A 24,474-nucleotide genomic window follows, 5' to 3' on the forward strand; every position below is an offset into this window, starting at 1 on the left:
GTCGTCCGCGCGAGCTACTGCTGCTCGGCGCGGCGCGGAGTCTGCTCCGGGATGACCGCGACACCCGTCAGGGCTGCCGTGGTCACCCGGCGGCTCTTGGCACGACCCTGACCCGGCTCCTTCGGTGCGGGGAGCGCGTCGAGCACGGAGTCGAGCAGGTGCTCGGCGACCTCACTGCGGACACGACGGCCCGCGGCCGCCGGGGCGGGCGGGATCGGGATGTCGAGGATCGGCACGACCGGCGCCTCGACCGCGGTCGGAGCTGCCGCCTCGGCCGACGGTGCCCTCAGCGGGCGCGTCGGCGCTCTCCTGGCGCGGCTCGCGGTCGCGTCCCCTGCGGCGGCGCTCGCCCCGGGCGGGACGCTCCGACCGTCGCGAGGACTCGCGGGGAGCGGACTGCTCGGACGGCTCCGACTCCGGTGCCGACGCCTCGACGAGCGCCGACTCGGCGGAGGCCTCATCGACCAGCGCTGCAGCCTCCTCCGCCGCCTGGCGGACGTTCGCCGGGTGGATGGTGCTCGCCGCGATCTGCGCGAGGGCGTTCTTGGCGTCGTCGGTGATGGCGTGGGTGCTGACGGGCTTCGCAGCGGCGCCCTGGCCGTTCTGTCCGTTCGACCCCGAGGAGCCGTTCTGACGGGGCGAGCCGCCGGGTGCGCCCTCCCCGAGCGGCCGCCACGGCGGCGCTCCTGCTGCGGTGCGGCGGTGGAGCGGTGCTTGACCACGGGATCGTGCTGCACGATCACTCCGCGACCGGCGCAGACCTCGCAGTTCTCGCTGAAGGTCTCGAGCAGGCCGAGACCGAGCTTCTGCGGGTCATCTGCACGAGACCGAGCGAGGTGACCTCGGCCACTTGGTGCTTGGTGCGGTCGCGGCTGAGGCACTCGACCAGACGGCGCAGCACGAGGTCGCGGTTGGACTCGAGGACCATGTCGATGAAGTCGACGACGATGATGCCGCCGATGTCGCGCAGCCGGAGCTGGCGCACGATCTCCTCGGCGGCCTCGAGGTTGTTCTTGGTGACCGTCTCCTCGAGGTTTCCGCCGGAGCCGACGAACTTGCCGGTGTTGACGTCCACGACCGTCATGGCCTCGGTGCGGTCGATGACCAGCGAGCCGCCGCTGGGCAGCCACACCTTGCGCTCGAGCGCCTTCTCGATCTGCTCGGTGATGCGGAACTCGTCGAAGGCGTCCTGCTCGCCGGAGTAGACCTCGACCCGCTCGAGCAGGTCGGGGGCGACCTGGCTGAGGTAGAGCTCGATGGTCTCGCGGGCGTCGTCCCCGGCGATGACCATCTTCTCGAAGTCCTCGTTGAAGACGTCGCGGACGATCTTGATCAGCAGATCGGGCTCGCTGTGCAGGAGCGCCGGCGCCTGTCCCGTCGCGGCCTTCTCGCTGAGCGCCGTCCACTGCGCGGTGAGGCGCTCGACGTCGACGGTCAGCTGCTCCTCGGTGGCGCCCTCGGCCGCCGTGCGCACGATGACGCCGACGTTCTCGGGGAGGACCTCCTTGAGGATCTTCTTCAGGCGCGCGCGCTCGGTGTCGGGGAGCTTGCGCGAGATGCCGTTCATCGAGCCGTTGGGCACGTACACGAGGTAGCGGCCCGGGAGCGAGATCTGGCTCGTGAGGCGGGCGCCCTTGTGGCCGACGGGGTCCTTCGTGACCTGGACGAGGACGCGGTCGCCGGGCTTGAGGGCCAGCTCGATGCGACGGGGGCCGCCGGGGTTCGCCGCGGCGTCCCAGTCGACCTCACCGGAGTAGAGGACGGCGTTGCGTCCGCGTCCGATGTCCACGAACGCCGCCTCCATGCTCGGGAGGACGTTCTGCACGCGGCCGAGGTAGACGTTGCCGATCAGGGACGCCTCCTGCGAGCGGGCGACGTAGTGCTCGGCGAGGACGCCGTCCTCGAGCACGCCGATGCGGATGCTGTCCTGCTTCGAGCGGACGACCATCACGCGATCGACGGCCTCGCGGCGGGCGAGGAACTCGGACTCGGTGACGACTGTGCGGCGTCGGCCGGCGTCGCGGCCGTCGCGGCGACGCTGCTTCTTGGCCTCGAGACGGGTGGAGCCCTTGATGCGCTGGGGCTCGGTGATGAGCTCGGGCTCGCGCTGCTCCCGCTGCTCGCGGGGCTGACGGACCCGGACGACGGTGTTCTCGGGGTCGTCCGACCCTCCACGGTCGCTCTCGCCGCTGCGACGGCGCGAGCGCCGCCGGACGGAGCCCTGCTCCTCGGCCGGCGCCTCGCGCTCCTCCCTGACCCCGAGCGGCGCTCCGCGCGGAGGGAGAGGGGCCAGCTCGACGTAGTCGGGCAGGTCGGGAGCCTGGAACAGGAGCGACGTGCTCGGCAGCGCGGGACGCGCCGGGCGCGACTCCTCCTGCGCGGCGGGAGTGACGGGGAGGCGTTGAAGAACGCCGGTCCCTGCGCCTCGCTCGTCGCCTCGTCGTGCGTCTCCTGGCCGGTCGTGTCGGTCTCGTCGGTATCGATGATCGTTCCCCCTGTCGCTGGCGCGCTCGACTCCGGTCCGCCGGGTCGCCCGGCGGCCACCGAAGAGGCGGCTGATCTTCTTGGCCCCGCTGCGGGGCTCGTCGCGGTCCGGATCGGATCCGCTCGAACTCTTGTCTTCCACCATTACTGGTGCACTCCTCGGCCGGGTCGTCCGCCGCGCCTTCCTACCCGGATCTCTCCTCGTGCGAGGGGCCGCCTGGGGCCCGTCGCGAATCCTTCCGCTCCCCCGGTCCGGTCGCTCACGTGGCGCAGGACTCTGGGTGCAGCTTCACTCTCGGAACTGACTATCCGACACGTGCTCCGTCTCGCTGCGACCGTCGGTCGCGTCGTGGTGGAGCGGGTGACCCGTCGCGTCCATTCGCGGAACGCGGTCGATCTCCTGTGGCCCGGTGTTCGCCCGGTAAACCTTCTGGTGCCGGTGCGGGATCTTCCGGACCGACGGCTCCGATTATCGCACGCATTCCCAGAGGCGCCGATTCGGCCCGTGCGATAATCCCCCGGTGTCCGACGCCCCCACCACTCGACGCCCGGTCCTGTTCGCCGCACTGCTCATCGTGCTGGGGATCGTGGGCTGGATCGCGGCGTTCGCACTGACACTCGACAAGTTCGCCGCGCTGACCGATCCGTCGACCGAGCTCGGGTGCGACTTCAGCATCCTGGTGCAGTGCAGTGCGAATCTCGACTCGCCGCAGGGCGCCGTCTTCGGCTTCCCGAATCCGCTCATCGGGGTCGCGGCCTGGATCGCGCCGGTCGTGGTCGGTGCGGGCCTGCTCGCGGGCGCACGGTTCGACCGCTGGTTCTGGGCGGTGTTCAATCTGGGCTTCGTCCTCGCGCTCGGATTCGTGATCTGGCTGATCTCGCAGAGCATCTTCCTGCTCGGCACGCTGTGCCCGTGGTGCATGCTCACCTGGTCGGTGGTGATCCCGGGCTTCTGGCTCGTGACCCTCCGGAACCTCCGTGAGGGCGTCTTCCCGGTTCCGGTGCCCGTCCGCCGCTTCGCCGGGGCCGCCTACGGCTGGATCCCGTTCATCACGATCCTCTGCTACCTCGCGATCGCCGTCATCGCCCAGCTCCGCCTGGACGCCCTCTCGTACCTCTGAGCCGCGGAGGGGCGTGCGGCACTCCGGCTGATCCGTGGATCTCGACACGCCCGTTGCGCGGGCTACTCGATCAGCAAGGGGCGGCGCGGGACGGAGCCGGTGGACGGCATCTCTGCACGCCGTCCGAGGCCCGGATCCGCAGTGCCGCGGAGATGACGACGGGCACCCCGGAGGAATCCGAGGTGCCCGTCACCGGATCGCCGAGCAGCGCGAGGCGTCATCCGGGAAAGCGCGTTTCAGCGCTTTCCCGTCGCCGGAGGCGCGACGCTCTGCGTATCGGGACCGCCTCCGAGAACCGACCGCGGTTCCGCGGATCACCGCGGAACACCGCGGAGCGCGAGCTCGCGGCGGTTCTCCGTCAGGAGAACCAGAGGGAGAGCCTCGCGCTCCGCGGATTCCACACTGTCCGAGCCGTGCACCAGGTTCTGCTGGACCTTCAGGCCCCAGTCCCGGCCGAGGTCGCCGCGGATGGTGCCGGGAGCCGCGGTGGTCGGGTCGGTCGTGCCGGCGAGGGAGCGGAAACCCTCGATGACGCGGTCGCCGGCGATGCGGATCGCGACGATCGGACCGCTCTCCATGAACTCCACGAGCGGCTCGTAGAACGGCTTGCCCTCGTGCTCCGCGTAGTGCGCGCCGAGCAGGTCGCGGTCGGCCTCCACGAGCTTGATGTCGACGAGCGAGTAGCCCTTCGCCTCGATGCGGCGGAGGATCTCGCCGGTGAGGTTGCGCGCGACTCCGTCGGGCTTGACGAGGACGAGGGTCTCCTGGATGGCCATGATTCAGCGGTCTCCTTCGGTGGGGTCGGGGGGCCCGGCCGCCGGAGGGCGCGCCTGGGCGTCGAGGCGGGTGCCTGTCACGATGCAGTAGGTCCAGAGCGCCACGAAGGCCGCGCCGATGACGAACATGATCGGGACGAGCAGACCCGAGGCAACGATAACGAACTGCAGCACCCAGCCGATCCTGATGCCGAGCGGGCGGTCCAGGAGCCGGAGCGTCGCGAGCATGGCGAGGCAGACGACTCCGCCGCCCACCAGGACCACGACCGGATCGCCGACCTTGAGCCCGAACGCGACCAGCGTCGCGAGGAACACGATGACGACCTCGAAGCCGAGCACGATCGAGGCGAGGCTCTCGCGGACCGTCCTGCTGCGGCGCGGCCGCCCGGCTCTCACGAACCCTGCCAGTTCTCGTCGCGGGCGACCGTGAGCGCCCGGCCGACGAGGGTGAGCGAGCCCGTGATCACGAGGGCGCCCTTCTCGGTGCGGGCGGCGAGGAGGCGACCGGCGGTGAGCGCCGCGTCCGGATCCTCCGCCACGCGCACCGACTCCGCCGGGAAGACGGTGCGCGCCATAGCGGCGAGATCGTCGGCCGCCAGCGCCCTGTCGCTCGGAGCCCGGGTGACGATGAGCTCGTCGACGACCGGGCGCAGAGCCTGCAGGATGCCCTCGGCGTCCTTCTCGGCCAGGACGCCGAGCACCGCCGTGACCCGGTCGAAGTCGAAGTAGCGCCCCAGAGCGGCGGCGAGGGAGGCGGCGCCGTGCGGGTTGTGCGCGGCGTCGACGACGGTGCGGGGCGACGCTCCGACGATCTGGAGACGTCCGGGCGAGGTCGCCGCGGCGAGCCCCTCGTCGAGCACGTCGCCGGTGAGCTCCTGCGAGCCCCCGCCGATGAACGTCTCGACGGCGGCGATCGCGACGGCCGCGTTCTCGGCCTGGTGGTCGCCGAAGAACGGCAGCAGGAGCTGGCCGTAGGTCGTGGCGAGTCCGCGCACCGAGACGAGCTGCCCGCCGACCGCGACCGTGGTCGAGAGGACGTCGAACTCGGAGCCCTCGAAGGCGATCGAGGACTCGGTGGCCTCGGCGGCGTGCCGCAGGACGGCCTCGGCCTCGGGCGTCTGGCGTGCCGAGACGACCGAGGCGAGAGGCTTCACGATGCCCGACTTGGTCCGCGCGATCTCCTCGATGCTCGAGCCGAGACGTTCCGTGTGGTCGAGAGCGATGGGGGTGAACACGGCCACCTGCGCGTCGGCGACGTTGGTCGAGTCCCACTCGCCGCCCATCCCGACCTCGACGACCGCGACATCGACCGGCGCGTCGGCGAAGGCCGCGTACGCGAGCACCGTGATCGCCTCGAAGAACGACAGCGGGGGCTCGTCCTGCTCGGCCAGCTCGGCGTCGGTCATGCGGATGTAGGGCTCGACGTCCTGCCAGTTCGCGACGAGGCTCTCGTCCGAGATCGGCTCCTCGTCGATGACTATGCGCTCGTTGAAGCGCTCGAGGTGCGGGCTGGTGAACAGCCCCACCCGCAGTCCGTGCGCGCGCAGCAGGCTCTCGATCATCCGACTGGTGGAGGTCTTGCCGTTGGTGCCCGCGATCTGGATCACCGGGTACGCGCGCTGGGGGTCGCCGAGGATCTCGACGGCCCGCCGCGTCGGCGCGAGCCGCGGACGCACGTTCGCCTCCCCGAGCCGCTCGAGCAGGGCGCTGTAGACCGCCTCGGCGGCGACGCGATCGGAGTCGTTCCCGAACGGATCAGACATCGGCGGCCTCGACCTTCTCGACGCGGATGATGGCGGTGCCGGCCGGTCCGAAGGCGACCGCGCCCTCTCCGCCCTCGAGGGCGACCGTCATCGGGGTGAAGGCGGACCCGGTCGCGAGCGTCTCCTCGGCGATCCAGGTGCCGTGCGGCGCGAGCGCGGCGAGGCTGACCTCGTCGAGCATGACGTCGAGGACGATGCGGTCGCTGACGTCGAGCCCGGCCGACTTGCGGGCGTCCTGCACCGCCCGGATGAGGTCGCGGGCCAGGCCCTCGGCCTCGAGCTTCGGCGTGGTCGCCGTGTCGAGCAGGACGAAGCCGCCGCGGGGCAGCAGAGCGATGGCGCGGTCGTCCGCTCCGGATCCCGCGACCTCGAGGGTCAGCTCGTACTCGCCCTCGACGAGCTCGACGCCGCCGGCGGTGACGACGCCGTCGATCTCGCTCCAGTCACCGGCCTTGGCGGCCTTGATGACGGTCTGGACGCCGCGGCCGAGGCGCGGACCCGCGGCCCGCGCGTTCACCGACAGCCGGGAGGTGACTCCGTAGTCGGCGGCACTCGAGTCGACCAGCGGCACGAGCGCCACCTCCTTCACGTTCAGCTCGTCGCGCAGGATCGCCTCGAAGGGCGCCAGCTCGGCGGCGTCGGCGACGACGGTCAGGCGCGCGAGCGGCAGGCGCACGCGGAGCCCGGCCTGCTTGCGGAGCGAGAGCGCCGTGGACGAGATCCCGCGGACGGCGTCCATCGCGTGGACGAGGGACTCGTCGACGGGGAACTCGTCCGCGCTCGGCCAGTCGGTGAGGTGGACGCTGCGGCCGCCCGTCAGGCCCTGCCAGATCTCCTCGGAGACCAGCGGGAGCAGCGGAGCGGCGACCCGGGTCACGGTCTCGAGGACGGTGAAGAGCGTGTCGAACGCCTCCGCTCCCCGCCCTCGGCGTCGACGCCCTGCCAGAACCGGTCGCGGGACCGGCGGACGTACCAGTTGGTCAGCACGTCGGCGAAGTCGCGCAGCGCGGCGGCCGCGAGGGTCGAGTCGAGCGCCTCGAGGTGACCGGTGACCGTCTCGATCAGGTCGTGCGTCTTGGCGAGCAGGTAGCGGTCGAGGACGTCCTCGGAGTCGGTGCGGCGGGTCGCCGAGTAGCCCTCGTCACCGGACGCGTTCGCGTACAGCGAGAAGAAGTACCAGGTGCTCCAGAGCGGCAGCAGGACCTGGCGCACGCCCTCGCGGATCCCCTCCTCGGTGACGACCAGATTGCCGCCGCGCAGCACCGGACTCGACATCAGGAACCAGCGCATCGCGTCGGAGCCGTCGCGGTCGAAGACCTCGGCGACGTCGGGGTAGTTGCGCAGCGACTTCGACATCTTCTGGCCGTCGTTGCCGAGCACGATCCCGTGGCTGACGACGTTGCGGAAGGCGGGACGGTCGAAGAGCGCCGTCGAGAGCACGTGCAGCGTGTAGAACCAGCCGCGCGTCTGCCCGATGTACTCGACGATGAAGTCGGCCGGGTTGTGCGAGTCGAACCAGTCGGCGTTCTCGAACGGGTAGTGCACCTGCGCGAAGGGCATCGAGCCCGAGTCGAACCAGACGTCGAGGACATCGGTGATCCGGCGCATCGTCGAGCGCCCCGTCGGGTCGTCGGGATTCGGGCGCGTGAGCTCGTCGATGAAGGGGCGGTGCAGATCCTGCGGACGCACGCCGAAGTCGCGCTCGAGCTCGTCGAGCGAGCCGTAGACGTCCATGCGCGGGTACTCGGGGTCGTCGCTCTTCCACACCGGGATCGGCGACCCGAAGTAGCGGTTGCGGCTGATCGACCAGTCGCGCGCGCCCGAGAGCCACTTGCCGAACTGGCCGTCCTTGACGTTCTCCGGGACCCAGGTGATGTCCTGGTTGAGCTCCTCCATGCGGTCGCGGAACGCGGTCACCCGCACGAACCAGCTCGAGACGGCCTTGTAGATCAGCGGGTTCCGGCAGCGCCAGCAGTGCGGGTACGAGTGCTCGTAGCTCGCCTGGCGGAGCAGTCGGTGCTGCGCCTTCAGCAGCTGGGTCAGCGGCTTGTTCGCCTCGAAGACCTGCAGGCCGGCGACCTCCGCGATCTGCGGGAGGAAGCGGCCGCCGTCGTCGACGGAGATGATGACGGGGATGCCCGCCGCCTCGCAGACCTTCTGGTCGTCCTCGCCGTAGGCGGGCGCCTGGTGCACGATGCCCGTGCCCTCGGTCGTGGTGACGTAGTCGGCGACCAGGATGCGCCAGGCGTTCTGCGTGCCCCAGGCCTCGGTGTCGGCGTAGTGGTCCCAGAGCCGGTCGTAGCTGACGCCCTCGAGCTCGCGCCCGCGCAGGGTCCTCGAGGACGGCGGCGCGGGCGGACTCGGCGTCGTCGTAGCCCAGGTCCTTCGCGTAGGCGCCGACCTGGTCGATCGCCAGGAGGTACTCGGCCGAGAGCTCGCGCTCCTCCGGCTCGCCCTTGCCGTCGGCGGCACCGTTCGGGCCTGCGGCCAGCACCGCGTACTCGATGTCCGGGCCGACGGCCAGCGCGGCGTTGGTCGGCAGGGTCCACGGGGTGGTCGTCCAGGCGAGCGCGCGCACGGCGGTGAGGCTCAGCGCCTCCGCCGTCTCGCCGACCAGCGGGAACGTGACCGTCACCGTCTGGTCCTGGCGCATCTTGTAGACGTCGTCGTCCATCCGCAGCTCGTGGTTCGAGAGCGGGGTCTGGTCGCGCCAGCAGTACGGGAGGACGCGGTAGCCCTCGTAGGCGAGGCCCTTGTCGTAGAGCTGCTTGAACGCCCAGATGACGGACTCCATGAAGGAGGGTCGAGCGTCTTGTAGTCGTTCTCGAAGTCGACCCAGCGCGCCTGGCGGGTGACGTAGTCCTGCCACTCCCCGGTGTAGCGCAGCACCGACTCCTTCGCCGCGGCGTTGAACGCGGCGATGCCCATCTCCTCGATCTGGGACTTGTCGGTGATGCCGAGCTGGCGCTCCGCCTCGAGCTCGGCGGGCAGGCCGTGGGTGTCCCAGCCGAAGCGGCGGTGCACCTGCTTGCCGCGCATCGTCTGGAAGCGGGGGAAGAGGTCCTTCGCATACCCGGTCAGCAGGTGGCCGTAGTGCGGCAGCCCGTTGGCGAACGGAGGGCCGTCGTAGAACACCCACTCGGGGGCGCCCTCGCGGGAGCGGATCGACTCCTGGAAGGTGTCGTCCGCCTTCCAGTAGGCGAGCACCTTCTCCTCGATCTCGGGGAAGCGCGGCGAAGCGGCCACCCCGCGGCCGAAGGCGGAGCCGGACGCGTCGGCGTCACCGGGGGTGGGCGGGGTCAAGGGATAGGTCACGTGCGATCTCCTGGCAGTGATGCTGGGCTGCACGAGGACGGCCCGCCCGGATCTGTCAGCCCGGGCCGGGGTCGCGGTACCACCTCGCTTGGACCGCTCCTCGGCGCGAGCCTCGGAGACGTTCCCACTCGATCGGCTGTCACGGGCCGTACCCGTCCGGTTCTACTGAGCGCAGGCCTGAGCCGACGCCGTTCTTCCGGAGACTCGCCGGTGATGGCCGGGTCGAAGTCGTTGAGGGATATCGTAGCGCGTCGAGCGGATGCGGAGCGGGAGCGATCATGGCGGGTGCGACGGGCAGAGGACGCCCCAGGGCCTCGTCGCGCTCGATGCTCGAGGACGCCGCACTCGACCTGTTTCTGGAGCAGAGCTACGCCGGCACGACCGTCGAGCACATCGCCCAGCGGGCCGGGGTCTCGCGGAACACCTTCTTCAACTACTTCGAGTCCAAGAGCGACGTGTTCTGGGTGCTCGTCGACGACCGCCTGTCCGAGCTGCCCGCCGCGCTCGCCGCGACCGACCCCGAGCGGCCCGCGATGGACGGACTGCGCGACGCGCTGCTGGCGGTCGGCGCCGGCTTCGGCCCCTCCTCCGTGCCGTGGGCGCTCACCCAGAGCGCTCTCATCGGCAGCGTGCACGAGCTCCAGGCGTCCGCGCTCTCCCGCCTCGCCCGGCAGGCCGCGATCGTGGCGGCGTTCATCGAGCAGCGGGCCTCGCGTCCGCTGCCCACGCATCTGACCCGGGCGATCGCCTACGCGAGCGTCGGAGCAGCCGTGGCCGCGGTGCAGGCCTGGGCCGCGGCGGGTCCGACCCGCGGTGAGCTGGTGCCGTACCTCGACGAGGCGCTCGCCCCGATCCGCGCGGGCTTCGCCTCCGTCGTCGACTGACCCCGCCCGGCTCCCGCACCGCGACGCCGCGGTAGGATCGGCGCGGCCGGTGAGCGATCCGCTCCAGCGCCGCCATCCAGGCATCATCACCACCGACACGGTGCCGCCCATATCGAACCGGAGAATCATGACCTTCGCCGACCGCCTCCCCGCGAAGCCCGCCCTCGAGGGCCTCGGAGAGCAAGTGGGGCCTCGTCTGGCAGACCGACGGGACCTACCGGTTCGACCGCACCGGTCTCACCCGCGCAGACGTCTACTCGATCGACACCCCGCCCCCGACCGCCTCCGGCTCGCTGCACATCGGGCACGTCTTCTCGTACACGCACACCGACGTCGTCGCGCGCTTCCAGCGCATGCGCGGCCGCAAGGTCTTCTACCCGATGGGCTGGGACGACAACGGCCTGCCCACCGAGCGCCGCGTGCAGAACTACTACGGGGTCCGCTGCGACCCGACGCTCCCCTACGAGGCCGGCTTCACGCCTCCGTTCGAGGGGGGCGACAACAAGAGCAGCAAGGCGGCCGATCAGAAGCCGATCTCGCGACGCAACTTCATCGAGCTCTGCGAGCGCCTGACCGTCGAGGACGAGAAGCAGTTCGAGGACCTCTGGCGCACCCTCGGCCTCTCGGTCGACTGGTCGCAGAGCTACCGCACCATCGGCGAGGAGTCGCAGGCGGCGTCGCAGCGCGCGTTCCTCCGGAACCTCGCGCGCGGCGAGGCGTACCAGGCCCAGGCCCCGACCCTGTGGGACATCACGTTCCGCACCGCGGTCGCGCAGGCCGAGCTGGAGGACAAGGAGCAGCCCGGCGCCTACCACCGGATCGGGTTCCACCGCGACGGCGGAGACGACGTCTTCATCGAGACGACCCGGCCCGAGCTCCTCCCGGCCTGCGTCGCGCTCGTCGCGCACCCCGATGACGAGCGGTACCAGCCGCTCTTCGGGACGACCGTCCGCACCCCGCTCTTCGACGTCGAGGTGCCGGTGCTCGCGCACCACCTCGCGCAGAAGGACAAGGGCTCGGGCATCGCCATGATCTGCACCTTCGGCGACGTCACGGACGTCGTCTGGTGGCGCGAGCTCGATCTGCCCAACCGCGCGATCATCGGCTTCGACGGACGCATCGTGTCGGAGGCGCCCGCGGCGATCACCAGCGACGCCGGTCGCGAGGCGTACGCGCAGCTCGCGGGCAAGACGGTCTTCTCGGCCAAGCAGGCCGTCGTCGCGCTCCTCACGGAGTCGGGCGAGATGACGGGCGAGCCGCGCCCCATCACCCACCCCGTGAAGTTCTTCGAGAAGGGCGACAAGCCGCTCGAGATCGTCTCGACCCGGCAGTGGTACCTCGTCAACGGGGCGCGGGACGCCTCTCTGAAGGAGCGCCTCCTGGAGCTCGGGCGGGACGTCCGCTTCGTGCCGGAGTTCATGCGCGTGCGCTACGAGAACTGGGTGAACGGCCTCTCGGGCGACTGGCTGGTCTCGCGTCAGCGCTTCTTCGGCGTGCCGATCCCCGTCTGGTACCCGCTCGACGGCGACGGCAACCCCGTCTTCGACCGGCCGCTGGTGCCGGAGGAGTCGGCGCTGCCCGTCGACCCGTCCTCGGACCCCGCACCCGGCTACTCGGAGGACCAGCGCGGCGTGCCGGGCGGGTTCCAGGGCGAGCTCGACGTGATGGACACGTGGGCGACCTCCTCGCTCACCCCGCAGCTCGCCGGCGGCTGGGAGCGGGACGACGAGCTCTGGCAGCTGGTCGCGCCCTACGACCTGCGACCCCAGGGCCAGGACATCATCCGCACCTGGCTCTTCTCGACCCTGCTGCGCTCGCAGCTCGAGGACTCGCGCGCGCCGTGGGGCAACGCGACGATCTCGGGCTTCATCGTCGATCCGGACCGCAAGAAGATGTCGAAGTCCAAGGGCAACGTCGTCACTCCGGCCGGGATGCTCGAGCAGCACGGCTCGGACGCCGTGCGCTACTGGGCCGCCTCGTCGCGCCTGGGCACCGACGCGGCCTTCGATCCGCAGAACCCGACGCAGATCAAAATCGGCCGGCGCCTCGCGATCAAGGTGCTGAACGCGGCCAAGTTCATCCACGGCTTCGCGCAGACCCCGGGTGCGGAGGTGACCGACCCGCTCGATCTGAGCATGCTCGCGACCCTCGACGCCGTGGTGGCGGAGGCGACGACCGCGCTCGAGAACTACGACCACGCCCGGGCCTTCGAGACGACGGAGGCGTTCTTCTGGACGTTCTGCGACGACTACCTCGAGCTCGTGAAGGAGCGCGCCTACGGTGAGGACGGCGCCTCGGCCGCGGCCGCGCTGCACCTCGCGCTCGACGCTCTGCAGCGCCTGTTCGCTCCGTTCATCCCCTTCGCGACAGAGGAGACCTGGTCGTGGTCGCACGACGGATCGATCCACTCGCAGCCGTGGCCCGAGCAGTCCGGTCTCGGCGGCGACCCCGCGGTCCTCACCGCCGCCAGCACGGTCCTCACCGCGATCCGACGCGCTAAGACCGACGCGAAGGCCTCGCAGAAGACCCCGGCCCGCTCGGCCGTCGTCACGGCTCCGGCGGAGCTCGTGTCGGCCCTGCGCCTGGCCTCCGGCGACATCGCCGCGGTCGGCCGGATCGCCGCCCTCGAGTTCGCCGAGGGTGGCACACTGGCCGTGGACATCGAGCTCGGAGACCGAGGCGTAGCAGCTCGCGGGCGGGCGCCGGAGTCCCGGCGCCCGCCTCCCGGACCACCGACGAGAGGACGCACAGGATGCAGCTCGGAACACGCTGGGCCCTCGGCGGCGAACCGCCGCAGACCCTTCCGGAGATCGTCGTCACCGCTCTGCGCGACGTCGAGCAGGAGCTCGTCACGGCCGGCACGGACACCTCCGACTGGCGATGGCAGCTGACCTGGCTCGAGGGGAAGCCGGTGCTCGAGCTCGACGACGGCACCACCGTCACCTACCGTCCCGACGAGGACGCCGCCTACATCACGCAGCCGCAGGGACGCGTCGAGGGCGAGGACGACGACTGGGGCTGATCCGGTTCCCCGGCGCCTAGGCTCGCAGGGTGAGCGCCTCCGATCCCGTCGCCGTCCTCCTCGAGCCGAGCACGCTCCCCCACGGGCTGCCCGATTTCGCCGCCGTCGATCCGGAGGCGTACCGCCCCGCGTTCGAGGAGGCGCTGCGTCGGCACCGCGCCGAGATCGAGGCGATCGCATCCTCCGAGGACGCGCCGACCGTCGAGAACACCCTCGTGGCACTCGAGCGTTCCGGTCGGGCGCTGCGTCGGGTGAGCGCAGTGTTCTCCACCGTCTGCGCGTCCGACCGGACACCGCTGACCGACGCCCTCGAGCAGGAGCTCGCCCCACTGCTCTCGGCCCACAGCGATGCGATCACCCTCGATCCCCGCCTGTACGAGCGCCTGCGCGAGCTGGGCGATCGGCGCGGCGAGCTCGCCCTCGACGACGAGACCGCGTACCTGCTCGAGCGCGTGCTGACGGGCTTCGAGCGTGCCGGAGCGCTGCTGGACGGCGCCGGCAAGGAGCGTCTGAGCGAGCTCAACGAGCGCTTGTCGACATCGACCACCCTGTTCGAGAAGAACCTGCTGGCCGAGTCGAACGCGCGCGCGGTACTGCTCGACGACGGCTCCGCGCTCGACGGTCTCGACTCCTCCGAGGTCTCCGCGGCCGCCCGTGCCGCTGCGGACCGCGGCCTCGACGGCGTTCTGGTGACGCTCCCGCTGTACTCGGGCCACCCGTGGCTCGCGCGCCTGCGCGACCGCGGCGTGCGCGAGCGGATCCTCCGCGCCTCCGTCGGTCGTGCGAGCGAGGGAGGCGAGCACGACAACCGCGAGGTCCTGCAGGACATCGTCGCGCTGCGCGCCGAGCGCGCCCGGCTGCTCGGCTTCTCCTCGCACGCGGACTTCGTGGTGTCGGGTCAGACGGCCGGCTCGCCCGCGCGCGTCCGTGCGCTCCTCGAGGAGCTCGCCGAGCCGGCGGCCCGGAACGCCCGGCGGGAGCTGGCGCGCATGCAGACCCTCGCTGACGAGGAGCAGGACGCGGCGGGGGCTCCCCGTTTCACCCTCGCGGCATGGGATCGGGCCTACTACGAGGAGCGGGTGCGCTCGGCCTCCTACGCCGTCGACGCGAGCGCACTGCGCCCCTTCTTCGAGCTCGAGCGGGTGCTGCACTCCGGCGTCTTCGCCGCGGCGTCGGGTCTCTACGGCCTGCGATTCCAGGAGCGGAGCGACCTGGTCGGCTACAGTCGCCACGTCCGCGTCTTCGAGGTCCTCGAGGAGGACGGGCAGCCGCTCGGGCTCTTCCTCTTCGACCCCTTCACCCGCGACTCCAAGCGCGGGGGCGCGTGGATGAACTCGCTCTCCACACGCACGAGCCTGCTCGGCGACTCCGCCGTCGTCGTCAACAACCTGAACATCTCGGCACCCGGGAGGGCGAGCCGGCACTGCTGAGCCTCGACGAGGTCGGGACGCTCTTCCACGAGTTCGGTCACGCGCTGCACGGCCTGCTCGCCGCAGTCCACTACCCGCGGTTCGGCGGGACGAGCGTCTACCGCGACTTCGTCGAGTTCCCGAGCCAGGTCAACGAGATGTGGGTCCTCCGGCCCGAGCTCCTGTCCGAGTACGCCCGCCACGTCGAGACCGGCGAGCCGCTCGCCCCCGAGGTCGTCGAGCGGCTGACGGCGTCCTCGCTCTGGGGAGAGGGCTTCGCCACGACCGAGTACCTGGCGGCGGCGCTGCTCGATCTCGCCTGGCACGAGCGGGAGGACGGGGCGCAGCGCACGGACGTGCCGTCGTTCGAGCAGGACGCCCTCGGCCGGGCGGGCCTCTCGATCCCCGCGATCCCGCCCCGGTACGGCAGCACCTACTTCGCGCACGTGTTCTCGGGCGGGTACTCCGCCGGCTACTACTCCTACATCTGGAGCGAGATCCTCGACGCCGACACCGTCGAGTGGTTCGAGGAGAACGGCGGCCTCGACCGCGCGGCCGGAGAACGCTTCCGGCAGGGCATCCTCGCGATCGGCGGATCGCGCGACCCGCTCGGCGCCTACCGCGACTTCCGCGGGCGGGACGCGCGGACCGAGCCGCTGCTGCGCCGCCGGGGACTGCTCCCCCGCGCCTGAGACCCTGCCACGGCGTCAGCGGGAGGGACCGCTCGCCGTGGAACCAGCCACGCGAGCACGACCAGACCGACCACCAGGCCCCAGAAGGCCGAGCCGATCCCGGCGACGCTGGTGCCGGAGGCCGTCACGAGCAGCGTGGCGGCCGCGGGAGCCTCAGCCGGCTGTCCTCCACGACCGCCTGGACGGCCGAGACGAAGACTCCCAGCAGGGCCAGGCCCGCGACGGCCTCGATCAGCAGCGGGCTCGCCGAGGAGACGAGCGCGGTGGCCGCGCCCGCCACGAGGCCGAGGACCAGGTACGACGCACCGGCCGACACCGAGGCGATCCAGCGCCGCTCGGGCCGAGGGGACGCCTCGGGACCCGCGGTCAGCGCCGCGCTCAGTGCCGCGAGGTTGATCGGCACGCCGCCGAAGAGGGCGGCGACGCCCGAGAGCGCACCGGAGGAGACGATGGCCGGTCGCGAGTGCGAGGGGAAGCCGAAGCTGGAGAGCACGGCGATGCCGGGGATGTTCTGGCCCGCCATCGTCACCACGTAGAGGGGCAGCCCGATGCCGACCACGGCGCCGATCTCGAACACCGGCGCCACGAACTCCGGGGTCGGCAGCAGCGGTGCGCCCGCGAGGGCCGCCCCGTCGGTCGCGAGCAGCAGCGCGATCGCCAGTGCGATCGCCGCGGGCACCGCCCAGCGCGGGAGCAGCCGCACGAGCAGGAGCCAGAGGAGGATCACCGGGAGGGCGAGCGCCGGGATCTCGACCACCGCGCGGACAGGTGCGAGCACGAGCGGGAACAGGATGCCGGCGAGCATCCCGTTGGCGAGCGGTCGCGGGATTCGGGAGACGAGGCGCCCCAGCGCCGGCCACAGTCCGGTGATCACGAGCAGCAGCGACGCGACCAGGAACGCGCCCACCGCCCGGTCGAAACCCCCGGGTGATGAGGCGGTGGCCGCCAGCAGAGCCGCTCCCGGAGTGCTCCACGCGAACGTCAGGGGAACCCGGTAGCGGAGGCTGAGGAGGATGCAGAGCAGCCCCTGCAGCACGCACACGGCGAGGAGTCCCGAGGCGGCCTGCCTGTCGGTCGCTCCGACGGCGACGACACCGGCGAGGACGATCGCGAACGAGCTGGAGAAGCCGGTCAGGGCGGCGACGATCCCGGCGAGCAGAGGCTGGACGATGACGGTTCCTCCGGTCGCGGACGCCGGGGCGAGCCGGGCGGCGCGTCCACGACGCGCTCCGCCAGGTTAGGGAACGCGAGCGGGGACGACGACGCCCCCGCCGTGCCAATCCTGCTGAACTGGCGCGACGGGGGCGGAGGGCGGTGTCAGGCGCTCTTCTCCTGGCGACGGGGGGCGTGCGGCACGATCGTCGGAGCGGCGTTGTCGAGGACGGCGGCGCGGGTGACCACGACCCGGGCGACCTCGTCGGACGAGGGCACCTCGAACATGATCGGGCCGAGCACCTCCTCGAGGATCGCCCGGAGTCCGCGGGCGCCGGTCTGCCGGAGCACAGCGAGGTCGGCGATGGCCTCGGAGGGCGCCGCGGTCGAACTCGAGCTCGACGCCGTCCAGCTCGAACATGCGCTGGTACTGCTTCACGAGGGCGTTGCGCGGCTCCGTCAGGATCTGCATCAGCGCGTCCTGGTCGAGCTGTGTGACCGTGGTCACGACCGGGAGGCGCCCGATGAACTCGGGGATGAGCCCGAACTTGTGCAGATCCTCGGGGAGGACCTCGCTGAAGATGTTGATCTCGTCGCCCTTGCTGTGCAGCGGAGCGCCGAAGCCGATGCCGCGCTTGCCCGCGCGCGACGAGATGATGTCCTCGAGCCCGGCGAACGCTCCCGCGACGATGAAGAGCACGTTCGTCGTGTCGATCTGGATGAACTCCTGGTGCGGGTGCTTCCGGCCGCCCTGCGGCGGGACCGAGGCGACCGTGCCCTCGAGGATCTTGAGCAGCGCCTGCTGCACACCCTCGCCCGAGACGTCGCGCGTGATCGACGGGTTCTCGGCCTTGCGCGCGATCTTGTCGACCTCGTCGATGTAGATGATGCCGGTCTCGGCCCGCTTGACGTCGTAGTCCGCGGCCTGGATCAGCTTGAGCAGGATGTTCTCGACGTCCTCGCCGACGTAGCCCGCCTCGGTGAGCGCCGTCGCATCGGCGACCGCGAAGGGGACGTTCAGGCGCTTGGCCAGAGTCTGGGCGAGGTAGGTCTTGCCGCAGCCGGTCGGCCCGATGAGCAGGATGTTGCTCTTCGCGATCTCGATCTCGTCGTGGATCGCGTCGGCCGACGTGATGGTGTTGCGCACGCGCACGCGCTTGTAGTGGTTGTAGACCGCCACCGCGAGGGCGCGCTTGGCCTGCTCCTGGCCGATGACGTACTCCTCGAGGAAGCCGAAGATCTCCTTCGGCTTCGGGAGGTCGAACTCGTGGCTCGTCTCCTCGCTCGACTCGGAGAGGCGCTCCTCGATGATCTCGTTGCAGAGCTCCACGCACTCGTCGCAGATGTAGACGCCGGGCCCGGCGATGAGCTGCTGCACCTGCTTCTGGCTCTTGCCGCAGAACGAGCACTTGAGCAGGTCGGCGCTTTCGCCAATACGTGCCACGGGGATGCCCCACTTCCTTGTCGTGCGTCGGTCGTGTCGTGCCTGATGGTGCCTGTTCGTGCGGGCCGCAGGGGTCCGCGTGACGCCCTCGGGCGCCGGTCGAGATCACGAGCGGCCGTGCGGGGACCGGTGATCGCCCTCCCGAGCCTAGCCGTTGCGCCGCGAGGGGCCGGCAGGCGGGCCGGGATTGGCCACCGTTGTCCCGGTCGTGTGGATCCGCTACGAGCCGGTGCCGTGCATCGGCTCGGCCCGGAGCCGGATGCACGGAAGGGCCGGACGCGGATCGCTCCGCTCCGGCCCCTCCGGGTCGATCAGGCCGTGAGAGCCGGGAGGCTCTTGCGGCTGGTCAGGATCTGGTCGATCAGCCCGTACTCGAGCGCATCGTCCGCGCCGAGGATCTTGTCGCGGTCGATGTCCTTCTTGACCTGCTCGATCGAGCGGTTGGAGTGCTTCGAGAGCGTCTCCTCCAGCCACTCGCGCATGCGCATGATCTCGGCCGCCTGGATCTCGATGTCCGATGCCTGCCCGCCGCCCTGCTGCACGGCAGGCTGGTGGATGAGGATGCGCGCGTTGGGAAGCGCGAGGCGCTTGCCCGGCGTGCCCGCAGCGGTCAGCACGGCGGCGGCGGAGGCCGCCTGCCCGAGCACGACGGTCTGGATGTGCGGGCGGATGTACTGCATCGTGTCGTAGATCGCCGTCATCGCGGTGAACGAGCCACCGGGCGAGTTGATGTACATCACGATGTCGCGGTCCGGGTCCTGGCTCTCGAGCACGAGGAGCTGGGCCATGATGTCGTCCGCCGAGGCGTCGTCGACCTGCACGCCGAGGAAGATGATGCGGTCCTCGAAGAGCTTCGCGTACGGGTCCTGGCGCTTGTAGCCGTAGGCCGTGCGCTCCTCGAAGGTGGGGAGGATGTAGCGCGAGGACGGCGCGGCTCCGGAGCCGAAGGCCGTTCCGCCGAAGGTGGGTGCGTTCATTGTCTGTTCCTGATCTCTCGGCGCGTCTGGAAGGCTCACTCGGTGGCGGTTCCGCCGCCGCCGGCGACGTCCGTCGCAGAGGCGCGGATGTGGTCGACGAAGCCGTAGGCCAGGGCCTCCTCGGCGCTGAACCAGCGGTCGCGGTCGCCGTCCTCGTTGACCTGCTCGACCGTCTTGCCGGTCGCCTTGGCGGTGATCTCGGCGAGGCGCTTCTTCATGTCGAGGATGAGCTGCGCCTGGGTCTGGATGTCGGACGCGGTGCCGCCGAACCCGCCGTGCGGCTGGTGCAGGAGGACGCGGGCGTTCGGCGTGATGTACCGCTTGCCCTGGGTGCCGGCGGTCAGGAGGAGCTGGCCCATGGAGGCCGCCATCCCGATGCCCACGGTCACGATGTCGTTCGGGACGAACTGCATCGTGTCGTAGATCGCCATGCCCGCGGTGATGGAGCCGCCGGGCGAGTTGATGTACAGGAAGATGTCCTTCTCTGCGTCCTCGGCCGCGAGGAGCAGGAGCTTCGCGGCGATCTCGTTCGCGTTCTCGTCGCGCACCTCGGAACCGAGCCAGATGATCCGGTCCTTGAGCAGGCGGTCGAAAACACTGTTGGGCATAACCATGTCGGCCATGTATTGCTCCGTTTCAGTTGTCGCTTCGGAGGCGAATCTATCGGACGCTCCCCCGCCGACTCCGCCGTGTTCGCCGGGGGCGGAGCGGGAGGGGGCGGTGTTCGCCGGGGGCGGACCGGACGGCGCGCCTCCCCGAACGACAGGAGCCGCCCCCGACGGATCGGGGGCGGCTCCTGTGCTGCTGCAGCGGGTGCTACTCGGCGGCCGGGGTCTCCTCGGCGGGAGCGGCGACCTTCTTCTTGGCGGGGGCGCGCTTCTTCTTGGGCGCCGGTGCGGGCTCCTCGGCGGGCTCATCGGCGACGGGCGCGTCCTCGGCGGCGGGGGCCTCGTCGACGACGGGCGCCTCGTCGGCCGCCGGGGTCTCGTCGGCGGGCGCCTCCACGGCGGCGTCGTCCGTCTCGTCCTCGTCGCCGGGGACGGCGGTGAAGGCGGTCAGGTCGACGGCCTTGCCGTCGGTGTCGACGACCTTCGCCTTGCCCAGGACGATCGCGAGCGCCTTGTTGCGGGCGACCTCGCCGACCATCTGGCCGATCTGGTTGTTCTCGGACAGGATCTTGATGAACTCGTTCGGCTCCATGCCGTACTGCGCAGCACCCTGGATGAGGTACTGGGTGAGCTCGTCCTGGCTGACCTGGACCTTCTCCTGCTCGACGACGTGGTCGAGGAGGATCTGGGTCTTGAAGGTCTTCTCGCTCGCCTCGGTGACCTCGGCGCGGTGCTCGTCGTCCTCGAGGCGGTTCTCACCCTCGAGGTGGCGGTGCACCTCGTCCTCGACGAGCGACGCGGGGACCGGCACCTCGACGAGGGCGAGCAGGGCGTCGACGAGCTTCTCGCGCGCCTGGCCGCCCTGACCGAAGGTCTTCTGCTGAGCGGCCTGATCCTTGAGCGACTCGCGGAGCTCGGCGATCGTGTCGAACTCGCTGGCGATCTGCGCGAAGTCGTCGTCGGCGTCGGGGAGCTCGCGCTCCTTGACGGCGGTGAGGGTGACGGCGATCTCGGCCTGCTCACCGGCGTGGTCGCCGCCCAGGAGAGGAGCGGTGAAGGTGGTGCTCTCGCCGGCGGTCAGCGAGTCGAGCGCCTCGTCGATGCCCTCGATCAGCTCTGCCCGAGCCGAGCTCGTAGGAGATCGCGTTGGCGGTGTCGACCTCGACGCCGTCGATGGTCGCGATCAGGTCGATCTGGGCGAAATCGCCCGTCTTCGCGGGACGGTCGACCGTCACGAGCGTGCCGAAGCGGCTGCGCAGGCGGTCGAGCTCCGCGTCGACGTCGGCGTCGGTGACCTCGGCCGCGTCGACCGTGAGCTCGATGCCCTCGTAGTCGGGCACGTCGACCTCGGGGCGGACGTCGACCTCGATGGCGAGCTCGAGGTCGCCGGTGAAGTCCTTGTCGCTCGGCCAGGCGACGATGTCGGCCTGCGGGCGGCCCAGGGGCGCACCTCGGTCTCGCGGACGGCCTCGCGGTAGAAGCCGTCGAGGCCTTCGTTGACCGCGTGCTCGAGCACGGCGGCCTTGCCGACGCGCTGGTCGACGATCGCCGGCGGGACCTTGCCCTTGCGGAAGCCGGGGACGTTGATCTGCTCGGCGACGTGGCCGCAGGCGTGCGTGATGCTGGGGCCGAGCTCGTCGGGGGTGACCGAAATCGCGAGCTTCACGCGGGTCGGGCTCAGCTTTTCTACCGTGGTCTTCACGTGAGGGATCTCCTGTGCTGGTTGGTGTCGGCGCCGTGCAACCGGTCGTCACGGGTCGAGGTCTTCACGATGAGAATCGTGGTCGGGGCGACAGGATTCGAACCTGCGACCTCCCGCTCCCAAAGCGGGCGCTCTAGCCAAGCTGAGCTACGCCCCGGATGCGCGGGCCGGGGCACCGTGCTGTGAGACTCTCGTCGAGCCGTCCCCGCACGTCCGCTCTCGCGACACGCCGAAATGGCCTTCGCAAGTGTACTCCACGGCGACTCGCCCGGTCGGAACACCCTCCGGCCCGCGCGCCGCGACGATCGGTTCGGGCACCACGCTCCGGATGTACTACAGTGTCATGGTGCCCGATCGGGAGGTCGGCACGGACCTCCGGGTCAGCGGCGGATGAGCCGCGAATCCGGGGCTGTAGCTTAGTGGTAAAGCCTCTGTCTTCCAAACAGATGATGCGAGTTCGATTCTCGTCAGCCCCTCCATCACGTCGAAGAGCCCCTGCTGATCGCAGGGCTCTTCGCAGTTCCTGCCCGTCGTGTCGGCGCGGATGCTCTACGCGACGTCCACCGCCCCGCGGTGCAGCTCGGCGAGGGCGAGGTACGAGTCCGCGTTCCTGCGGATGCCTGCGCGCTCCTCCTCCGTCAGCTCACGGCGCACCTTCGCCGGCACCCCGGCGACGAGCGAGCCGGGGCGGGATCACCGATCCCTCGAGCACGACCGCTCCGGCGGCGACGAGGGACCTCGGATCCGGATGACCGCGCCGTTCAGGACGGTCGCGTTCATGCCGACCAGGACGTCGTCCTCGAGCGTGCAGCCGTGCAGCACCGCGTTGTGCCCGACCGAGACCCCCGCTCCGATGACAGCATCGGAGCCGGCGTCGACGTGAACGACCACGCCGTCCTGGAGGCTGCTCCCCGCGCCGATCCTGGATGGCGGCGCCTCGGCACGGAGGACCGCGCCGTACCAGACGCTCGCGCGCTCTCCGAGTCCGACGTCGCCGACGAGGACGGCGCCCGGGGCCGCCCAGGAGGTCGCGGCGAGACGCGGAGTGCGCCCCGAGCCGAATCCGAGGAGGCGAGGGCCTCGCACGCCCGTGTCCGTCATGACGACCGGTCCTCTCGTTCGACGACGTCTTCCCGGGCATCCTCCCACTTCGGCCGTCGTGGTCTGGTCACCGGCATCTGCTGGACAGATGCTGGGAAAGCGGTCGCTGTGTCATCGGTGGGGGTTCGCGGGGATTCGCATCGCTCGCCTATCGTGACGGGGTCCGGGGGTCCGCCCGGGCAGGCACAGGGGGACGACGGAATGGGTTCGATCAAGCGCGGTGGCCTGCTGGCCGCCCTGGCGGCACTCGTGGTGCTGCCGATGGCGGTCTCCGGAGCGGGGAGCGCCGCGGTCGCCGCGACGGACACCATCCGGCCCACCGTCTCCATCACCGCCCCCGGCGACGGCGCGACCGTCTCGGGCACGACCGCGTTCCGAGCGGCCGCCGCCGATGCCGTCGGCGTGACGCAGGTCTCGTTCTGGTCCGGCACGACACGGCTCGGATACGCGGTGAAGGACGCCGCCGGGTGGTCGCTCCCGCTCGACACCCGGGTGCTCGGCACCGGGATCAGGCCGATCACGGCCAAGGCCCGGGACGCCGCGGGGAACATCGGCACGAGCGCCGCGATCCGCGTGACGGCGTCGGCGAGCTCCCCGACCCCGTCCTCGTCACCCACGCCGATCGGCACGGCGGCGCCGCAGCCGACCAGCACTCCCGGACCTGCGCCGACCGCCACCGCCTCCGCGACGCCTCGGCCGACGGCGCCCTCCGGCCCGGACACCGTGAAGCCGGCGACGGCCATCACCGCTCCCGCGAACGGCTCCACCGTCTCCGGCCCCGTGACCTGGATCGCCACGGCCTCCGACGCCGTCGGCGTCACGGCCGTGTCCTTCTGGGAGCTCGACCCGGCTCGGCAACGCCGTGCAGCGGCCGAGCGGGGACTGGGGGCTCACCACCTCCGCGACGGCCCTCCCGGCCGGTCCGCACACCGTCATCACGAAGGCTCGCGACGCCGCGGGCAACATCGGCAGCAGCGCGGCCGCGGATCACGGTCTCCTCGACCCCCGTCCCGTCTGCGACTCCGACACCCACGCGCACCCCGGCGCCGACCGCGAGTCCGACGGCCACGCCGACCGCGACGCCGACGGCCACTCCGACCGCGACCGCGACGCCGAAGCCGACGACGACGCCCGCTCCTCCTGCGACGGGGGTCCCCGCGCCCCTGGCCGCCTGGGACTTCACGGAGCCCACCGGTCCGTACTACTCGACGGCCGGCGACCTCCCGCTCCTGCAGGCGGGCAAGACGCTCGGCGACCCGCGCCTCGACGCCCTGGGGCACAGGAGTGAACACGACCGGGACCAGCTTCCTGAGGGTGCCCGCGGAGAACGCGGGACGCCTGACGATCGGGAAGACCGGCAACGCGGTCACGGTCGCGAGCTGGGTCTACATGACCGACAACAGCACGGGCTACGTGGCGGGCGCGTGGAACGAGCACGGCACGGTCCAGGGCCGCTCCTACGGGCTCTTCTACGACCTCGGCCTCTACGGCGGCGACGAGCGGACCGTGTTCCACGTCCCGAGAACGGGCGGACCTACTCCCGGCTACCCCTACTCGCGCGACTACTCCGCCTCGGGGAACCTCTTCACGCGCAACGTCTGGCAGCTGCACGTCGGGACCTACGACGGCGCGTACGCCACGTCGTACCTCGACGGCACCGCGGTCGCGTACCCGCGGTTCGTCGACAACCAGAGGAACACCTACGCCAAGAACCCCTACTACTACCCGGACGGGCTCAACCCCAAGGCAGCCGACTTCACCGTCGGCGCCGTCGAGTTGACGTCCGGCCCGGGCAACTACGCGAAGGGGACGTTCGCGAAGATCCGAGTCTGGGACCGGGCTCTCACGCCGGAGCAGGTGCGCGCGATCTACGAGGCGGAGCGGCCCGCCCGCATCGGCGGCTGACACGGGTGCGCAAGCGCGGGATCAGAACGCCGATGCGCGGGATCGCCCCTCGGATCCGGCCCCGGATGTCCCCGCCGCGGGCTCAGAGCGGCACGGTGAGCGTTTCTAGGCTCGTGACG

General features: G+C 71.1%; 10 protein-coding genes, 2 tRNA genes and 7 pseudogenes. 7 read left to right on the plus strand and 12 right to left on the minus strand.

Annotation, left to right across the window (positions count from 1 at the left end; genetic code table 11):
* Nucleotides 1–14: 14 nt before the first annotated feature.
* A pseudogene (locus AC0CII_RS05525) lies at nt 15–2,598 on the minus strand (Rne/Rng family ribonuclease).
* A gap of 407 nt (nt 2,599–3,005) precedes the next feature.
* Between AC0CII_RS05525 and AC0CII_RS05530 the strand changes: the two are divergent.
* Nucleotides 3,006–3,605 carry a vitamin K epoxide reductase family protein gene (locus AC0CII_RS05530; RefSeq protein ID WP_465225794.1) on the plus strand — a complete coding sequence of 200 codons (600 nt, stop codon included), beginning with the start codon at nt 3,006–3,008 and terminating at the stop codon, nt 3,603–3,605.
* Nucleotides 3,606–3,963: 358 nt separating this feature from the next.
* Here the strand turns inward: AC0CII_RS05530 and ndk are convergent.
* The 4 genes and pseudogenes from ndk to ileS all read right to left on the minus strand — a co-directional run bounded on the left by ndk (nt 3,964) and on the right by ileS (nt 9,459).
* Nucleotides 3,964–4,381, minus strand: a pseudogene (gene ndk / locus AC0CII_RS05535) (nucleoside-diphosphate kinase).
* 3 nt (nt 4,382–4,384) lie between these two features.
* Nucleotides 4,385–4,777 carry a DUF4233 domain-containing protein gene (locus AC0CII_RS05540; RefSeq protein ID WP_465225793.1) on the minus strand — a complete coding sequence of 131 codons (393 nt, stop codon included), beginning with the start codon at nt 4,775–4,777 and terminating at the stop codon, nt 4,385–4,387.
* Nucleotides 4,774–6,144, minus strand: a complete 1,371-nt coding sequence (locus tag AC0CII_RS05545; RefSeq protein ID WP_465228823.1) for a bifunctional folylpolyglutamate synthase/dihydrofolate synthase — start codon at nt 6,142–6,144, stop codon at nt 4,774–4,776. The genes AC0CII_RS05540 and AC0CII_RS05545 overlap by 4 nt, the downstream gene beginning before the upstream one ends.
* Nucleotides 6,137–9,459, minus strand: a pseudogene (gene ileS, locus AC0CII_RS05550) (isoleucine--tRNA ligase). The gene AC0CII_RS05545 and the pseudogene ileS overlap by 8 nt, the downstream one beginning before the upstream one ends.
* Nucleotides 9,460–9,785: 326 nt before the next feature.
* Here ileS and AC0CII_RS05555 point away from each other — a divergent pair.
* The 4 genes and pseudogenes from AC0CII_RS05555 to AC0CII_RS05570 all read left to right on the plus strand — a co-directional run bounded on the left by AC0CII_RS05555 (nt 9,786) and on the right by AC0CII_RS05570 (nt 15,466).
* Nucleotides 9,786–10,343: a TetR/AcrR family transcriptional regulator gene (locus AC0CII_RS05555; protein WP_465225790.1), complete on the plus strand. Its 558-nt coding sequence runs from the start codon at nt 9,786–9,788 to the stop codon at nt 10,341–10,343.
* A 127-nt stretch (nt 10,344–10,470) separates the two neighbouring features.
* A pseudogene (valS, locus tag AC0CII_RS05560) lies at nt 10,471–13,000 on the plus strand (valine--tRNA ligase); the annotation flags it as partial.
* Between the two features lie 394 nt (nt 13,001–13,394).
* Entirely contained in the window at nt 13,395–14,795 is a 1,401-nt protein-coding gene (locus AC0CII_RS05565; protein ID WP_465228824.1) for a M3 family metallopeptidase, read from the plus strand.
* The gene (locus AC0CII_RS05570; protein ID WP_465228825.1) at nt 14,690–15,466 is read left to right on the plus strand and encodes a M3 family metallopeptidase; all 777 of its coding nucleotides are present in this window, start codon (nt 14,690–14,692) and stop codon (nt 15,464–15,466) included. The genes AC0CII_RS05565 and AC0CII_RS05570 overlap by 106 nt, the downstream gene beginning before the upstream one ends.
* Before the next feature lie 124 nt (nt 15,467–15,590).
* Here the strand turns inward: AC0CII_RS05570 and AC0CII_RS05575 are convergent, their stop codons facing one another.
* The 6 genes and pseudogenes from AC0CII_RS05575 to AC0CII_RS05600 form a co-directional block, all read right to left on the minus strand.
* Nucleotides 15,591–16,637, minus strand: coding sequence for a benzoate/H(+) symporter BenE family transporter (locus tag AC0CII_RS05575; protein WP_465229060.1), 1,047 nt, complete (start codon nt 16,635–16,637; stop codon nt 15,591–15,593).
* Between the two features lie 146 nt (nt 16,638–16,783).
* A pseudogene (clpX, locus tag AC0CII_RS05580) lies at nt 16,784–18,062 on the minus strand (ATP-dependent Clp protease ATP-binding subunit ClpX).
* A gap of 311 nt (nt 18,063–18,373) precedes the next feature.
* Complete coding sequence (locus tag AC0CII_RS05585; RefSeq protein ID WP_055792392.1) at nt 18,374–19,039, minus strand: ATP-dependent Clp protease proteolytic subunit; 666 nt, start codon at nt 19,037–19,039, stop codon at nt 18,374–18,376.
* Nucleotides 19,040–19,074: 35 nt separating this feature from the next.
* Complete coding sequence (locus AC0CII_RS05590) at nt 19,075–19,662, minus strand: ATP-dependent Clp protease proteolytic subunit (RefSeq protein WP_207406431.1); 588 nt, start codon at nt 19,660–19,662, stop codon at nt 19,075–19,077.
* A 193-nt stretch (nt 19,663–19,855) separates the two neighbouring features.
* Nucleotides 19,856–21,349: pseudogene (tig, locus tag AC0CII_RS05595) on the minus strand (trigger factor).
* A 79-nt stretch (nt 21,350–21,428) separates the two neighbouring features.
* A tRNA-Pro gene (locus AC0CII_RS05600) sits at nt 21,429–21,506 on the minus strand.
* Between the two features lie 248 nt (nt 21,507–21,754).
* Here AC0CII_RS05600 and AC0CII_RS05605 point away from each other — a divergent pair.
* Nucleotides 21,755–21,828 (plus strand) — tRNA-Gly (locus tag AC0CII_RS05605).
* A 70-nt stretch (nt 21,829–21,898) separates the two neighbouring features.
* Here AC0CII_RS05605 and AC0CII_RS05610 read toward each other — a convergent pair.
* A pseudogene (locus tag AC0CII_RS05610) lies at nt 21,899–22,450 on the minus strand (gamma carbonic anhydrase family protein).
* Nucleotides 22,451–22,651: 201 nt separating this feature from the next.
* Here AC0CII_RS05610 and AC0CII_RS05615 point away from each other — a divergent pair.
* A complete protein-coding gene (locus AC0CII_RS05615) occupies nt 22,652–24,355 on the plus strand; it encodes an Ig-like domain-containing protein (protein WP_465228826.1) in 1,704 nt (567 codons plus the stop codon).
* Nucleotides 24,356–24,474 lie beyond the last annotated feature (119 nt).

The organism is Rathayibacter sp. AC182 (assembly GCF_979253875.1).

What these genes read in the sequence shown, in the direction of transcription:
- AC0CII_RS05590 (WP_207406431.1), bottom strand. Translation starts at nt 19,662, where the DNA reads ATGGCCGACATGGTTATGCCCAACAGTGTTTTCGACCGCCTGCTCAAG.
- AC0CII_RS05545 (WP_465228823.1), bottom strand. Translation starts at nt 6,144, where the DNA reads ATGTCTGATCCGTTCGGGAACGACTCCGATCGCGTCGCCGCCGAGGCG.
- AC0CII_RS05585 (WP_055792392.1), bottom strand. Translation starts at nt 19,039, where the DNA reads ATGAACGCACCCACCTTCGGCGGAACGGCCTTCGGCTCCGGAGCCGCG.
- AC0CII_RS05615 (WP_465228826.1), top strand. Translation starts at nt 22,652, where the DNA reads ATGGGTTCGATCAAGCGCGGTGGCCTGCTGGCCGCCCTGGCGGCACTC.
- AC0CII_RS05555 (WP_465225790.1), top strand. Translation starts at nt 9,786, where the DNA reads ATGCTCGAGGACGCCGCACTCGACCTGTTTCTGGAGCAGAGCTACGCC.